This window comes from Vibrio alfacsensis (genome assembly GCF_019670485.1).
Classification (GTDB): Bacteria; Pseudomonadota; Gammaproteobacteria; order Enterobacterales; family Vibrionaceae; genus Vibrio; species Vibrio alfacsensis.
The window spans coordinates 3,048,812-3,063,370 of record NZ_AP024165.1 but is presented as its reverse complement, the minus strand read 5'-3'; the positions used below and the strand labels follow the sequence as shown (position 1 = coordinate 3,063,370).

Sequence of the window (14,559 nt, the reverse complement as noted above, 5' to 3'; positions counted from 1 at the left end):
GTTATTCGTGATCTGCGTATAGCTTGGTTAGAATGTCTCGCGCACCATTTTCAAGCAATTCGTTAGCTAACTGAACGCCCAGAGCTTCGGCGTCGTTGCGGTGACCACGAATTTCACCTCGCACAATTAGGCTGCCATCAGGCTCACCGACAAGCGCACGTAGCCAGATGTTGTCTCCATCGAGTAGAGAGTAGCTACCAATGGGTACCTGGCAACCGCCTTCAAGGGTTAGGTTCATGGCTCGCTCACAACGAACGCGATCGGCGGTATCTTGGTGATTGAGTGGCTCAAGCAGTTTAATAAGACGCTCATCATCAAGGCGACATTCAATGCCGACTGCACCCTGGCCAACGGCTGGCAAGGACTGTTCTGGTTCAATAAAACTACGAATACGTTCTTCTAGTTCAAGACGTTTCAATCCTGCAGCCGCTAGAATAATTGCATCGTATTCACCAGCATCTAATTTACCTAGACGAGTACCAACGTTGCCACGCAGTTCTTTGATAATCAGATCTGGGCGGTATTCTTTTATCTGACACTGACGACGTAAGCTACATGTGCCCACAATAGCGCCTTGAGGTAGTTCATCAATGTTACTGTAAGTGTTTGATACAAAAGCGTCACGTGGATCTTCACGCTCACATATCGTGACAAGACCTAATCCCTCAGGGAAATCGACCGGAACGTCTTTCATTGAGTGCACCGCAAGGTCTGCTCGACCTTCAAGCATCGCCACTTCTAGCTCTTTAACGAACAAGCCTTTGCCGCCGACTTTTGCTAGTGGCGTATCCAAAATGATGTCGCCTTTGGTCACCATCGTGACGAGCTCAACTTCCAGGCCTGGATGAGCGGCTTGAAGCGCGTCTTTTACAAAGTATGCTTGCCATAAAGCAAGAGGGCTTTTTCGAGTTGCAATGCGAATTGGCGTAGATTGTGTCATGGTCTTCTCAATGCTGTTTTAGTTTTGCTTAATCCTACCATTCAACACGTGAAAGTCTTAATGTTAGTTGGCGTTCTCTTTGGTTGGTGATTGGATTTACATTAGGTTATGAAAATTGTGTGACTAGATTCTCATTTAGACTAAGGATTAGTATTCGTTGATAGCGAATACAAGCGACACTACTGCGCTGTCAAATTTGCGAGCAGTGTTGAGTTTTCAGGTCGTGATGATTTGCGGGGGAAAACTTTACCAACTCTGATGAAAGTGTTAAATTGATCACGTTTTTACGTCATTTTGGCTTAATACATCAGCAAATTTTCGTGATTGTTCAACCAAGGAATCTCCCTTGCAGGCTTACATTCAAAAACTCATTCAGCGATTAGATAATCTAAACCAGCAGCGTATTGATCGCGCGCTGGCGCTTATGGATTCGCAAAGCCAGCAAGTCTTTCATTTGATTCCGGCCTTGCTGAACTACAACCACCCTGTCATCCCTGGTTATTACGACGCCGACGTGCCTTACGGTGTGTATGGCTTCGAGCTAAATGCACTTCAACAGCAATTTCTAGATGATACTCAACTGACCATTGGTCAGGTACTTACCACGCCTGAGCAGCCTGCCATTCTTGGTTTGTATACCATGGGTAGCACGTCTTCTATTGGACAAAGCACATCGAGTGATTTAGACATTTGGGTGTGCATCTCTCCAGCAATGGACAGTGATGATCGCGAACTGTTGACCAATAAATGCTTGTTGATTACCGATTGGGCGCAAACTCAAGGCGTCGAAGCAAACTTCTTCTTGATGGATGAAGAGCGTTTTCGTAGCAATCATTCGGAAGAAATGACTGGGGACAATTGCGGTTCTTCCCAGCATTTGCTTCTTCTGGATGAGTTTTACCGTTCTGCGGTGCGTCTCGCTGGTCAGCGATTATTGTGGCAAATTGTGCCTCCAGAGATGGAAGAGTGTTACGACGAGTATGTTGCACAGCTATGCAATGATGGTTATATCGATTGCAGCGAGTGGATTAACTTTGGTCAGCTTAACCGAATTCCTGCTGAAGAGTACTTTGGCTCGAATTTATGGCAACTGTACAAAAGCATTGATTCACCATACAAATCTGTATTGAAAGCCATTTTGCTTGAAGCCTACTCGTGGGAATACCCGAATACGCAACTTTTGAGTGTTGATACCAAGCGCCGCTTCTTTGCGCATGAGCCCGATTTGTACGGCATGGATGCATATTACCTGATGCTTGAAAAGGTTACGCGTTATTTGGTACGAATCCAAGATGACACGCGTTTAGATCTGGTACGTCGCTGCTTTTATCTAAAAACACATGAGAAACTTTCTCGCGAGCCTGATGTTGGATCTGTGGCGTGGCGACGTGAAGCGCTGAGCGATATGATCGCAAAATGGGATTGGGATGACTCTGTGATCGCAGAGCTTGATGACCGCCGTAACTGGAAAGTTGAGCAAGTTAAAATTGTGCATCATTCTTTGCTTGACGCATTGATGCAAAGCTACCGAAATCTCATTCAGTTTGCTCGTCGCAATGACATCACTTCGGCTATTAGTCCTCAAGACATTAGTATTCTGGCCCGTAAGCTGTATGCGGCATTTGAAGTGCTGCCGGGTAAAGTGACGCTGCTTAACCCCCAAATCTCCCCTGATTTGCATGAACCCGATCTTAGCTTTATCGAAGTGAAAGAGGGGAAAGTAAATAAATCTGGATGGTATCTGTATAAACAGCCTTTGATTGCACATCGAATTCTTGGTCAGCCGAGTTTAGAACACCACGAGTACTTAAGTAAGTTGGTGTCTTGGGCATTTTTCAATGGCTTGATCACGGAATCAACGCGTTTGCACGCTGTTGTTCGCGAAGCTCAGCTTGATATTGATAAGTTCTACCAAATGGTGAGTGATTTACGTAATACATTCTCGTTGCGTAAACGTCGCCCGACCATGCAGGCTCTAGCGAGTCCTTGTGAAATTAGCCAACTGGCGATGTTCATTAACTTTGAAAATGATCCAACTTCAGAGTTGTCTGGTCGCTCGCTGAAAGTGGACGTGAAGAACATTGACATCTTCAGTTTTGGCCCTGAACAAATCAACTTAGTTGGCAGTGTCGATTTGGTTTATCGTAACTCATGGCATGAAGTGCGAACGCTGCATTTTAAGGGTGAGACGGCGATGCTCGATGCCCTGAAGACTATTCTGGGTAAGATGCACCAAGATGCGATACCGCCAGAATCGGTTGATGTATTTTGCTATGCGAAGAATATGCGTGGCGTGATGCGCAATAAGGTCTATCAAATGTTGGCTGAGTGCATTGATTTACGTTTGAAACCGGTTGAGCAAGAAAAACGTCGCCGCTTTAAGGCAATGCGCCTTGGCAACCAAACATACGGTTTGTTCTTTGAACGTCGTGGTGTGTCTGTACAGAAATTGGAAAACTCGGTTGATTTTTACCGTAGTATTTCAACCAATAAGCTGAAAGGCTCTCCATTATTGATGTTGGATCGCGAGCAAGAATATCAACTACCTGAAGTGGTCGATGGATTCGCGAGTGAGGGCTTGGTGCAGTTTTTCTTCGAGGATACCGAAGAGGGGTTCAATATTTACGTGCTGGATGAGTCAAACCAAGTTGAAGTGTATCACCAGTTTAGCGGCTCGAAAGATGAGATGATTGCATCGGTGAATAGCTTTTATACGTCCGTGAAAGATGATAATCGAGTCTCGTCTAAGCTGATCAACTTTAATCTGCCCCAGTACTATCAGATTATTCGCCCGGAAGAGGGCAATACCTATATCATCCCTTACCGAAATGACGGTTGCACACCCACTCGCCCAAGCAAAGTGGTGAATGTGTAAGACGAATAACAAAAAGAGCACATCAGTGCTCTTTTTTCGTTTTGGTGACGATTCGTTTCAATGACCCGTTCGATTTAGTCCCAATCGATCGCTTCACCAGCGTGCTTTTCACACTCTTCTTTCACCATTTCAAACAGTTCCATGCCCGTTTTGGAACAGGTCCATTTGTTATCGATAAGCTTGAAGTGGAAGCCTCCAGATTTTGAGGCTAGCCATATTTCATGCATTGGCTCTTGGCGGTTAATGATGATTTGACTGCGGTCTTCAAACTCTAATGTCATTACGTTGCCAGACACTTCGTAATCAATGTCTGCGCCGGAATCATCGATGGATTCTTCGATGATTTGCATCTGCGCGTCCACCAGTTGATGAAATTCAGTATCGTTCATCCGTCTATCCTATTGCTTTTCCTGAGTGTGGTGCGATTATAGGGGGCATTGATTCAATAATCACGATATGCAAAATGAAAAAACTACTTACTGTGTTGTTTGTGATGGTTGCAGCGACGCTTGCCGGTTGCGGTCAATCAGGTTCACTTTACATTCCAGACGACACTCAACAAAACGAGCAGTCACAATAATCAGCCACACCTTAGGGTGAAATCAGGGTTTAGCAATCGAATTAATTAAGGGAAGCGAATTTTGGATTACTTCAACTATCAGGATGATGGCCAGCTTTGGGCTGAAGACGTCTCACTCCATGCTCTTGCTGAGCAATATGGCACACCTCTTTATGTATACTCACGTGCGACACTAGAGCGTCATTGGAATGCATTCGACAGTTCAGTGGGGCAGCACCCACATCTTGTTTGTTATGCAGTAAAAGCAAACTCTAACCTAGGTGTATTGAATGCTTTGGCTCGTTTGGGGTCTGGTTTTGATATTGTCTCAGGTGGTGAGCTAGAACGTGTTATTGCTGCAGGTGGCGATGCGAAAAAAGTGGTGTTCTCTGGCGTTGGTAAGACACCAGCAGAAATGAAACGTGCTCTCGAACTTGGCATTAAATGCTTTAATGTTGAATCTGAACCTGAGCTCGAGCGCTTGAACCGTGTGGCCGGTGAGTTAGGTGTGATTGCACCGATTTCTTTGCGTATTAACCCTGACGTTGATGCGAAAACGCACCCTTACATTTCGACAGGTCTTCGCGACAATAAATTCGGCATCGCTTTTGACCGTGCGCCTGCGGTGTATCAATTCGCGCAGAGTTTACCGAACCTTAATGTACAAGGTATCGATTGTCATATTGGCTCCCAACTAACCAATATCGAACCATTTATTGATGCGACAGACCGTCTGTTGGCATTGATTGATGATTTGAAAGCACAAGGCATTAATATTCGCCATCTTGATGTTGGTGGTGGTCTAGGCGTCGTTTATCGCGATGAATTACCCCCTCAGCCCTCTGATTACGCCAAAGCGCTATTGGCGCGTCTTGAAAATCATCAAGAGCTTGAGCTTATCTTTGAGCCAGGACGGGCGATTGCAGCAAACGCTGGTATCTTGCTCACGCGAGTAGAATTCCTAAAGCACACTGAGCACAAGAACTTTGCGATCATCGACGCAGCGATGAATGATTTAATGCGTCCCGCGCTATATCAAGCATGGCAAGATATCGTGCCTGTCTCACCACGTGATGGCGAGGCACAAACTTACGATCTTGTTGGCCCTATCTGCGAAACAGGCGATTTCTTGGGTAAAGATCGAGCGCTAGTGCTGCAAGAAGGTGATCTACTCGCGGTTCGCTCTGCAGGTGCCTATGGCTTTGTGATGTCTTCGAACTACAATACCCGTACCCGAGCGGCGGAAGTGATGGTGGATGGTACCCAAAGTCACCTTGTTCGCCAGCGTGAGGAGCTGACCAGTTTGTGGCAGCTGGAACAGATTCTACCGGAGTAACACACAACAAATGCATTTCCACTTTTCTAAAATGCACGGTTTGGGTAACGACTTTATGGTCGTCGACTGTATTACCCAGAACGTGTTTTTCTCGCAAGATTTGATCCGTCGTTTGGCGGATCGCAATACGGGCGTCGGCTTTGACCAGTTGCTCGTCGTTGAAGCGCCATACGATCCGGAAACCGACTTTCATTACCGCATCTTTAATGCTGACGGTAGTGAAGTAGAGCAGTGCGGTAATGGCGCTCGCTGCTTTGCTCGTTTTGTGCGTTTAAAGGGCTTGACCAATAAATACAGCATCAGCGTAAGCACTAAGAAAGGAAAGATGATCCTCGATATCGAAGACGATGGTGAGGTCACGGTGAATATGGGGATCCCAGAGTTTGAGCCGAGTAAAATTCCTTTCAAAGCGAAGCAGAAAGAAAAAACCTACATCATGCGCGCTGGTGAGAAGACCTTATTCTGTGGCGCGGTGAGCATGGGCAATCCTCATGTGGTGACAGTGGTGGATGATGTGGATACGGCAGACGTAGAAACACTTGGCCCATTGCTTGAGTCTCACGAACGCTTCCCTGAGCGTGTGAACGCTGGGTTTATGCAGGTGGTCAATCGTGGTCATATTCGTTTGCGCGTGTATGAGCGAGGAACGGGTGAAACCCAAGCTTGCGGTAGCGGTGCATGTGGTGCAGTTGCTGTTGGTATTGTGCAAGGCTTGCTTGATGAGGATGTGAAAGTTTCCCTGCCTGGTGGCGAATTGCGTATCTCTTGGCAAGGTCCTGGTAAGCCGTTGTTTATGACCGGCCCTGCCACTCATGTGTTTGATGGTCAGCTGTCGTGTTAATAGAAGAAAAAGAAATTCAATTGCCCTCCGTTGACGCCGATGCTTTGACAGCAGAAGTGGTTGCTGAATATTTGAAAGATCATCCTGATTTCTTTGTTCAGCGCCCAGAACTGATTGATCGACTTTCTCTGCCTCATGCTGATCTCGGTACCGTTTCTCTTGTGCACATTCAAATGAATCGTCAGCGTCAGCGCATTGAAGAACTTGAAGAAGAAATCACCACACTGATGTCCTTGGCTGCCAGTAATGACCGAACATTTTATGAGTTCATGGATCTGCAAGGGCAAATTCTTAAGTGTACTGATTTTAAGCAAGTGATTGCGGCAATAGAACAGAAAGCAAAAGAGCTGGGTTTAAAAGCCTATGTTCGTCTGTTGAGTCAGTGTCATGCTGAAACTCAACTGAGTAAGGAAAGTTACCAACGTTTTGCGATGAATCACTTAAATGGCAAGGACGCTTATCTAGGTCGTCTGCGTAAAGTGGATCGTGAAGCTTTGTTTGGAAATATGGATGTTCCAGAAATGGGGTCCTATGTGGTGTTGCCGTTGGTGAAACAACAGCCGCTCGGTGTTCTGGCATTTTCTAGTGAAGATGGTGGTCACTTTCAACCAGATATGGATACCTTGTTTTTGCGTCACCTCTCATTAGTCGTGGCATATCTCGCACAAACTCTGGTATGGCATGAACATCATGATAACAGCACCCAACAAACCTCTACCCAATAGCCTTAGCAAGCCCCTTGAACGTTTCTATGAATTTCTGCGAAGCGAAAAGGGGCTGAGCCTGCATACTCAACGAAATTACAAACAACAACTGGGCACCATGGCTCAGCACCTGGCAGATATGGGCCTGAAAGAGTGGTCTCAAGTTGATGCGGGCTGGGTTCGCCAACTTGCGGGTAAAGGCATGCGTGAGGGAATGAAAGCCAGTAGTTTAGCCACACGTCTCTCTTCTTTGCGGAGCTTTTTCGATTTTCTTATCTTACGGGGAGAAATGACCGCAAATCCCGCTAAAGGGGTATCTGCTCCTCGTAAGAAGCGACCTCTCCCTAAAAACCTAGATGTTGATGAAGTAAACCAGCTGCTTGAAGTGAATGAGGATGATCCTTTAGCGGTTCGCGATCGTGCGATGATGGAGCTCATGTACGGTGCGGGTTTACGTTTAGCTGAACTGGTGAGCATTGATGTTCGTGATGTTCATTTACGGAGCGGGGAATTACGGGTTATTGGTAAAGGTGACAAAGAGCGTAAAGTCCCATTCTCAGGCATGGCGACAGAGTGGGTAGGTAAGTGGCTTAAAGTTCGTGGTGGGTTTGCTGCGGCTGGTGAATCTGCGTTATTTGTGTCTAAGCTTGGTACGCGTATTTCACACCGAAGTGTGCAAAAGCGCATGGCCGAATGGGGACAAAAACAGTCGGTAGCGAGCCATATTAGCCCGCATAAATTGCGTCACTCATTTGCTACCCATATGCTGGAGTCGAGCAATAACTTACGTGCAGTACAAGAGTTGTTAGGGCATGAAAACATTTCAACCACTCAAATTTATACGCACTTGGATTTTCAACATTTAGCACAGGCTTATGATCAGGCGCACCCTCGTGCACGTAAGAAGAGCGATAAATAGGGACTCGAATGAAATTCTACCGCAGTATTCCGCCAGTTAAAGCGATGACATTTGATCTTGATGATACGCTCTACGACAACTATCCAGTGATCGTGCGTATGGAACAAGAGTTATTGTCTTGGCTTAGTCGGAATCACCCCGCGGTTGCGCATTGGGGAAAAGCGGAGTGGCTGGCAGTAAAAAAACAAGTCGTAGAGCAGCAACCTGAGCTAAAAAGCGATGTGACGCGTTGGCGTTGGGTGCAGCTAAAAAGGGCATTTCTTGACGCCGGTTATGACGAGCCTGATGCGGAGAACGCAGCACAGGCAGGCGTTGATATTGCGTTAGACTGGCGCAGCCGGTTTACCGTACCACAGACAAGCCTAGATATACTGACGCAACTTAGAAAACAACTTCCCCTTGTTGCCATCACTAACGGTAATGTTGATTTAGATAGAATCGGCCTTGCTCCGTTCTTTGAACTGGTCTTAAAGGCAGGGCCTGATGGACGAGCGAAACCTGAGCCCGATTTATTTAATAAAGCGCAGCAATTTTTAGATGTACCAGCCCAACATATTCTTCATGTTGGTGACCATTTGGTGACGGATGTTTTGGGGGCGAAACAGTCAGGTTATTCCGCGTGCTGGTTTAATCGCAATACAGAACCTCGGCAGGGAAATACGAAAAGTCAGTTATTACCAGATGTAGAGATCCATTGCTTGAACACCTTGGGGGAGTTCTTAAACCACTAATGGTTTCACGTGAAACGATACTGATAAAAAACGCAGCGAAAGCTGCGTTTTTTATTTCTCATTTATGATTTGAGCGCATGGCCACTTTTCTCTGCTTGAAAGTGTGGGATGTAATGTTGGAAGAAATCCAGCATTTGCTGTTGGTTTTCATGTTCACCGAGTTGTCCTAACAGCTGCGCTGCGACTTCAAATGTGCATAAGTTCCCATCTTGCTGATTGCGACGCAGTTGATATTGAGAATTGGCTTGGCTGACTAACCCCATCGTCGCAATATCCTCTAACCAACGGCTCTTGTTGATCATCTTACGAGCTTCTTGCCAAGTCGCATCAAGGATGATGAACATTGGTTTTCTATTTTGTTGATGGCTTTGCTTTTGTACTTGTTCCAACGTTAGGCTCTCTTCACTTGGAAAAAGAACTACTGGCAACAAGCTTGGATCTGCAAACATGGTTGACCATTCTGCTGGTGGGCATTTCCGATCCCAAACGACTCGAGTCACATTCAACTGGCACTGGATAAGTAGTTTGCCTGTATTGGTGTCTCGAGCTTGCTCATTCGGATGTATCAAGAGCATTAATTCATGTTCACTGCTCAGCTTTGGCAGCAGTGAACAAATGCAGTTGAATTGAAACCCACACTGGGGACAAGGCTGCTGCGTTATCACAAGCGGACTCCGTCGCGAACTGGGCTAATTTCATCAGAGAACAAGCGTACACCACTGATCTGCTCTTTGGTTGCCTTTGGCGCTAAACTTGGATTAATTGGGTAACTTGCCCCGGTGTATTGCATGACATGTTGGCCAGACGAAGCTCCGCCCCCGCTGACATTAAAAATGAGGTCTCGCCAACCATGAGAGGTTTGTTGGCCAAGCATTATTGGGCTTTGCACCAGCGTGATGCGGCTATTGAAAACCCACGTTTTTTCATCGTTTTCAAAGACCAATAACGTACAACCACCAGAACCACACCAATCCAGTTGGATGAGCAGTTCTTCATTACCATCATCATTTAGGTCGTAAGTCAGCCAGCGATATTGGTTGTTGTTTGAATTTATTTGATTAATGAAGAAGTAGTTACGAACAGCGGCATCGACTTTAGAGTTGAAGTCTGCACTTGATGGAATGTTCACAGTTTTGATAGGTGTGCTGTTGCTTTGTTGCGTGGTATTCTCTGTGTCTGAGTTATGTATTGTTGATGGATAGAGTACCAGTCCACCACCAGCAATAGGATAAACCATGCTGCCTACTTTCTCTTGGGTTGCTTTGAGTGTATCTCCATCACGAGTGAACAAACGTTCAGTGATCAATCGTTGCTGCTGGTGATGCGTCATCACTACTTGTATTTGCGATGGGCTCAGTTGTTGCCAATAACCTCGTTCAATCAACGATGGTTGTCCATCCGCGTAGCGGTATTGAGTGATTGCGCTGTGATCGGTGTTGAGTGTCATCTGGACTTCAAAGCCCTGTGATTGGGTTGATGTCGCTACATAGGTATCCGCCCACTCTAAGGTGGAATCTATATTCGCTGTCATGCCACAACCTTGGTAGCTCTTACCATTGTGCTCTAGTGTCGCTTTCCAACCATATAGAGAATTGCTCATAGTGTCAGAACATAGATTCTCTGTCATGCGCAGCTCCCCATCGTTAAGTTGATAGGTACGTTGGCGAGGTTGTAATTGGCTGCTATCGATATTCAGTGTTTCGGTAGGCTGACCGATTTGCTTAAGCACAAATGAGTCGCCTTCGAAATGTGCATGCCATGATGGTTCGTTCCCAAAGACGCGCGTTGGTTTGCTGGTTTCTTTACAGCGGCTTGTATTTTCTGTCGTGAGGAAGTTCACTTGTTCAACCACAACGTTGGCATCAAAATCTGCAGAGAAACCATCAACACCTGGCTGAGTCAGATGACCAATAATTTCACCATACATAATTTGGTAAGGCTCGGAGGTTAACCCTACTGCACGTTGGATTTGTTGGGGAGAGAGTTGTAGCCAATATTGTTTATCGCTACCACAAGGCGTGATGTATTGGCTTTCGTGGCCAATCACCACTTCACCACGCAACATAAAGGTTTGAGGTAATATGGTTTCCGGCTTATCTAAAGATGCAGGCGGTGTGGTTGGTGTGTCTTCACTTGACGGTGATGGCTGCATGCTACATGCTTGCAGGACCAGCAGTGTGGCTAATGCTACTGGGTTTTTCAAAGCCTTCATGTTATATCTTCCTCATTACAATCTGCATCGGATGGCATTATGGCATATTGGTTATTTAAAACAGAACCAGATACCTTTTCTATTGACACGCTGCGAACCCAAAAGGTTTCATGTTGGGAGGGCGTTCGTAATTATCAGGCGCGCAATATGATGCGTGATCAAGTCAAATTGGGCGACTTGGTGCTGATATACCATTCCTCTTGCAAGAACGTTGGTGTGGCAGGTATTGCCAAAGTCACCCGTGAAGCATACCCCGATCATTTCCAGTTTGACTTGGAGAGTGACTACTATGATCCAAAGTCTGATCCAGAAAATCCGCGCTGGATTATGGTGGATATTGAGTTTGTACGTAAGACCGAGCGCTTGATCCCACTGTCGGTGATGAAAGCGATGCCTGAGCTAGAAAATATGCCATTGGTGAAACGCGGCAATCGCTTATCGATCATGCCGGTGAGTGAAGATGAGTGGCAAGCGATCCTTAGCAAAGAGAAGTTGCCAAGCCACTGATAAAAGAAAAGGGCTGCAAATGCGCAGCCCTTTGTCATTTTATGGATAACTGGTCCTAGATAGCAAAGACCAGTTATAGCAAATGCTCTTGCAGGTAGTGTGCGACTGCATCGTCGGCGTTGCTGCCAATCACTTCATTGTTTGGTAGTGCCTTCATCACTTTCTCGTGAGACGTACCCATCACCAAACCTTTACCCGCCATGGATAGCATTTCTACATCGTTCATGCCGTCGCCAAATGCGATGGTGTTTTCTAGCGTTAGGCCAATGGACTCCGCGACGGCTTTTAGTGCATCACCTTTAGAAACGCCAGCGCTCATTACTTCTAAGCACCAAGGTGTAGAGAATGCGATGTTCAATCGGTCTCCAAATTGCTCGCGCAGCTTAGTTTCGAAAGTGACAAGGTGGTCGTGATCTTGCGCAGGATGCGTGAAGAAAATTTTCGCAATCCCATCTGTTGGCGCGTTGTTTTCATCGTACAGTTTGTAACTGAACTCTTCATGAAAATCACGCAGCTGCTCATCGTCTTTGTTCAACAACCAGTCTTCATTTTGGTACATGTGGATAAGTATTTCTGGATCCGTTTTGATCGTGTTGATCACCGGTTGTACCAAATCTTCAGGGACATTTTGGCTGTACATCTCTTGATCATTTTGGTCATGCACGCGCGCACCGTTTGATGTGATCATGTAAGCCGGAATGCCGACTGTACGACGAATGCTTGCGACGTCTACGTGGTGGCGACCCGTTGCAAAGACAAATGTGTAACCTTTTTCGTGCAGCGCTTTCAGCGTTTCTTTTGAGTAGGCACTTAGCTGATGGTTAGGTGCGAGTAAAGTACCATCCAGATCGGAGGCAACGATTTTGGTGATCTCTTTGCAAGGTAGCGATATGGTCATGAAGCCCTCGTAAACGGTTCGAATAGAGTGGAACAGGTTAATTGCACACGGAGTACAGTAGATTGACTAGGTCATACTGCTCCGAGTGCGGGGAACATGATGAAGTTTACGCCAAAATAAGGAAGAAAAAGAGGGTAAATCGAAGACGTCATCTTTCCTCTTTAATTTGTTATTTGGCTTTGCTCACGCATAAAAGAAAAGATCGCATCGAGCGCTTGGTTTCGATATTGGTCTTTCTCGAACAAGATTTCGTGTTCTGCATTATCGATAGAAATTAGCTGTGCATTTGGGTTGGTTTTACGGAGTTTATTGATAAAGCGTTGTTGTGCAGCGTTGCTGACGATGCGATCGTTACCTGATTGAACTAGTAAAACAGGAACGTTGATCTGGCGTGTTAGCAAAATGCATTGCTTGGCAGCCATTAAGCCTTGCCATACCCAGCGAGTGCTTGGCCCACCAACCTGTAGTTCTGGTTTATTGTTGTATAAATCGCGGAACCAATGGTAGCGACTGGCGCTTTGGCTAAGTGGGTTATCTTCAAATGGTTTTGGATAATACGCTTTATGGCCTGGTGCATAGCTTGGCTGTGATGAGACAGCGGCAAGGATTTGCGTTACTGGAATGGCAACAGGACTGAGATACCAAGGGAGGTGAATACCAAACATTGGTGCGCTTAGGATCAAAGCATTGAAGTGATGTTCTGGATGAGTCTGAAGATAACGTGTCGCAATCGCGCCACCCATGGAGTGAGCGATGATAAAACGTTGTTGGTAGCCACTTAAGTTGAGCTGCTGCAGCACTAATGCCATATCGTCAATGTAATCATTAAAGTCATAGACGTGACCCATGTCAGAGTCTGGCAGCAGACGATCTGATAAACCTTGTCCTCGGTGGTCAAACGAATACACGTCATAACCTTGTCGATACAGATCGTAGAACAGTTCTTGGTATTTCCAGGAAGCCTCAACGCGGCCGTTGACGATCAGTATGGCTTTTGTGTGCTCAGGGTTGGTAAGTTTGCACCAGTAGATTTTCTTTTTCTCTGTCCCTTTTACAAAGCCCTCTTGGCGTTCTTGCCAAAGTGCTGCGATCGGACCACCTATTGCTTGCTCAAATAAGTGCTCTTGAGTATAAGTCAAAGGTGAATGGTTAATAGCCATTAGTCGATTACCTGAAGATACGTTGAAGACGCGATGTATCATCGAAGAATTATTGAGGAAATGCAATGGATACCCACGTTTGGTTAGCCTATGTGGTAACAGCAATCGTTTTTAGTCTGGCTCCGGGATCGGGTACCGTCAACTCAATCAGTAATGGTTTGAGTTACGGCACACGCAAGTCATTGGGTGCTATCGTCGGTTTGCAAATCGGTCTGGCAATTCATATTGCTCTAGTAGGTGCGGGTATTGGCGCATTGGTCGCACAATCGGCCACGGCATTTACCGTGATCAAGTGGGTTGGTGCGGCTTACCTTGTGTGGCTTGGCATTCAAAAATGGCGTGATACGTCCGGTTTGGTTGCTGCTGAAAGCCATAAAGCCATGTCAGGGACTTCTCTATTATATAAAGCCATTCTCATTAACCTGACTAACCCAAAATCTATTGTGTTCTTAGTGGCATTGTTTCCACAGTTCATTGACCCAGCAAAAGATCAACTGACACAGTTGTTGGTATTGGGTGTGACCACAGTGACCATCGATGCATTTGTCATGCTCGGGTACACCACACTGGCTGCCCAAATGGGCCGTTTTATTCGCTCTGATCGTATCATGAGTAAAATAAACAAAGTCTTCGGGTCTATGTTTATGGGCTGCGGCGCGTTGCTTGCTGCAGCAAAATGATAACGACGTAGTCCTCCTCTATTATGTCGCCTTTCAGTATGGACAACATCGTGTTAGGCGGCATGACTATGTCAATTTGGTTTGCTTTACATATTGCTTCCTTTTCTTGCTTCTCTCTGTGTTCTCCTTCATCGCCTTAAGTCGCCTTTTGAATGGTATTTAATTCGTCCTTTGTCTGATTGAATATTAAACTTTTA

The 14,559-nt window shown here is 46.0% G+C and carries 15 protein-coding genes; 9 read left to right on the top strand and 6 right to left on the bottom strand.

What is annotated here, in order from left to right:
- Position 1: 1 nt before the first annotated feature.
- Complete coding sequence (gene hemC / locus VA249_RS14155; protein WP_221068345.1) at positions 2 to 940, bottom strand: hydroxymethylbilane synthase; 939 nt, start codon at positions 938 to 940, stop codon at positions 2 to 4.
- Between the two features lie 346 nt (positions 941 to 1,286).
- Between hemC and VA249_RS14150 the strand changes: the two genes are divergently transcribed.
- On the top strand, positions 1,287 to 3,815 hold the full coding sequence (locus VA249_RS14150; protein WP_221068344.1) for a class I adenylate cyclase: 2,529 nt from the start codon (positions 1,287 to 1,289) through the stop codon (positions 3,813 to 3,815).
- Positions 3,816 to 3,889: 74 nt separating this feature from the next.
- On the opposite strand, the gene cyaY is transcribed toward VA249_RS14150, so the two are convergent.
- Positions 3,890 to 4,204 carry an iron donor protein CyaY gene (gene cyaY / locus VA249_RS14145; protein WP_211915738.1) on the bottom strand — a complete coding sequence of 105 codons (315 nt, stop codon included), beginning with the start codon at positions 4,202 to 4,204 and terminating at the stop codon, positions 3,890 to 3,892.
- Between the two features lie 74 nt (positions 4,205 to 4,278).
- Between cyaY and lptM the strand changes: the two genes are divergently transcribed.
- The 6 genes from lptM (at position 4,279) to yigB (ending at position 8,905) form a co-directional block, all read left to right on the top strand.
- Positions 4,279 to 4,395 carry an LPS translocon maturation chaperone LptM gene (gene lptM, locus VA249_RS24340; RefSeq protein ID WP_005452030.1) on the top strand — a complete coding sequence of 39 codons (117 nt, stop codon included), beginning with the start codon at positions 4,279 to 4,281 and terminating at the stop codon, positions 4,393 to 4,395.
- Positions 4,396 to 4,456: 61 nt separating this feature from the next.
- Positions 4,457 to 5,710, top strand: a complete 1,254-nt coding sequence (gene lysA, locus VA249_RS14135; RefSeq protein ID WP_221068343.1) for a diaminopimelate decarboxylase — start codon at positions 4,457 to 4,459, stop codon at positions 5,708 to 5,710.
- 10 nt (positions 5,711 to 5,720) lie between these two features.
- Positions 5,721 to 6,551 carry a diaminopimelate epimerase gene (dapF, locus tag VA249_RS14130; protein WP_128809852.1) on the top strand — a complete coding sequence of 277 codons (831 nt, stop codon included), beginning with the start codon at positions 5,721 to 5,723 and terminating at the stop codon, positions 6,549 to 6,551.
- 20 nt (positions 6,552 to 6,571) lie between these two features.
- A complete protein-coding gene (locus VA249_RS14125) occupies positions 6,572 to 7,276 on the top strand; it encodes a DUF484 family protein (protein WP_420864277.1) in 705 nt (234 codons plus the stop codon).
- A complete protein-coding gene (gene xerC / locus VA249_RS14120) occupies positions 7,242 to 8,174 on the top strand; it encodes a tyrosine recombinase XerC (protein WP_211915742.1) in 933 nt (310 codons plus the stop codon). Before VA249_RS14125 ends, xerC begins: the two co-directional genes overlap by 35 nt.
- Positions 8,175 to 8,182: 8 nt before the next feature.
- A complete protein-coding gene (yigB, locus tag VA249_RS14115; RefSeq protein ID WP_221068341.1) occupies positions 8,183 to 8,905 on the top strand; it encodes a 5-amino-6-(5-phospho-D-ribitylamino)uracil phosphatase YigB in 723 nt (240 codons plus the stop codon).
- Positions 8,906 to 8,967: 62 nt separating this feature from the next.
- Here yigB and VA249_RS14110 read toward each other — a convergent pair whose 3' ends face one another.
- A complete protein-coding gene (locus tag VA249_RS14110) occupies positions 8,968 to 9,567 on the bottom strand; it encodes a tRNA-uridine aminocarboxypropyltransferase (RefSeq protein WP_221069963.1) in 600 nt (199 codons plus the stop codon).
- A complete protein-coding gene (locus VA249_RS14105; protein ID WP_221068340.1) occupies positions 9,567 to 11,117 on the bottom strand; it encodes a COG3650 family protein in 1,551 nt (516 codons plus the stop codon). Before VA249_RS14105 ends, VA249_RS14110 begins: the two co-directional genes overlap by 1 nt.
- A gap of 39 nt (positions 11,118 to 11,156) precedes the next feature.
- Between VA249_RS14105 and VA249_RS14100 the strand changes: the two genes are divergently transcribed.
- On the top strand, positions 11,157 to 11,624 hold the full coding sequence (locus tag VA249_RS14100) for an EVE domain-containing protein (protein WP_221068339.1): 468 nt from the start codon (positions 11,157 to 11,159) through the stop codon (positions 11,622 to 11,624).
- 73 nt (positions 11,625 to 11,697) lie between these two features.
- Here the strand turns inward: VA249_RS14100 and VA249_RS14095 are convergent, their stop codons facing one another.
- Entirely contained in the window at positions 11,698 to 12,522 is an 825-nt protein-coding gene (locus VA249_RS14095) for a Cof-type HAD-IIB family hydrolase (protein WP_221068338.1), read from the bottom strand.
- Between the two features lie 161 nt (positions 12,523 to 12,683).
- Positions 12,684 to 13,682 carry an alpha/beta fold hydrolase gene (locus VA249_RS14090; protein WP_221068337.1) on the bottom strand — a complete coding sequence of 333 codons (999 nt, stop codon included), beginning with the start codon at positions 13,680 to 13,682 and terminating at the stop codon, positions 12,684 to 12,686.
- Between the two features lie 65 nt (positions 13,683 to 13,747).
- Between VA249_RS14090 and rhtB the strand changes: the two genes are divergently transcribed.
- Positions 13,748 to 14,362: a homoserine/homoserine lactone efflux protein gene (gene rhtB, locus VA249_RS14085; protein ID WP_211915748.1), complete on the top strand. Its 615-nt coding sequence runs from the start codon at positions 13,748 to 13,750 to the stop codon at positions 14,360 to 14,362.
- Positions 14,363 to 14,559: the final 197 nt, after the last annotated feature.

Bases quoted from the DNA above. Each gene is read 5' to 3' on its own strand.
- hemC (WP_221068345.1), bottom strand. From the start codon at position 940: ATGACACAATCTACGCCAATTCGCATTGCAACTCGAAAAAGCCCTCTT.
- cyaY (WP_211915738.1), bottom strand. From the start codon at position 4,204: ATGAACGATACTGAATTTCATCAACTGGTGGACGCGCAGATGCAAATC.
- lptM (WP_005452030.1), top strand. From the start codon at position 4,279: ATGAAAAAACTACTTACTGTGTTGTTTGTGATGGTTGCAGCGACGCTT.
- dapF (WP_128809852.1), top strand. From the start codon at position 5,721: ATGCATTTCCACTTTTCTAAAATGCACGGTTTGGGTAACGACTTTATG.
- xerC (WP_211915742.1), top strand. From the start codon at position 7,242: ATGATAACAGCACCCAACAAACCTCTACCCAATAGCCTTAGCAAGCCC.
- yigB (WP_221068341.1), top strand. From the start codon at position 8,183: ATGAAATTCTACCGCAGTATTCCGCCAGTTAAAGCGATGACATTTGAT.
- VA249_RS14105 (WP_221068340.1), bottom strand. From the start codon at position 11,117: ATGAAGGCTTTGAAAAACCCAGTAGCATTAGCCACACTGCTGGTCCTG.
- VA249_RS14100 (WP_221068339.1), top strand. From the start codon at position 11,157: ATGGCATATTGGTTATTTAAAACAGAACCAGATACCTTTTCTATTGAC.
- VA249_RS14095 (WP_221068338.1), bottom strand. From the start codon at position 12,522: ATGACCATATCGCTACCTTGCAAAGAGATCACCAAAATCGTTGCCTCC.
- VA249_RS14090 (WP_221068337.1), bottom strand. From the start codon at position 13,682: ATGGCTATTAACCATTCACCTTTGACTTATACTCAAGAGCACTTATTT.
- rhtB (WP_211915748.1), top strand. From the start codon at position 13,748: ATGGATACCCACGTTTGGTTAGCCTATGTGGTAACAGCAATCGTTTTT.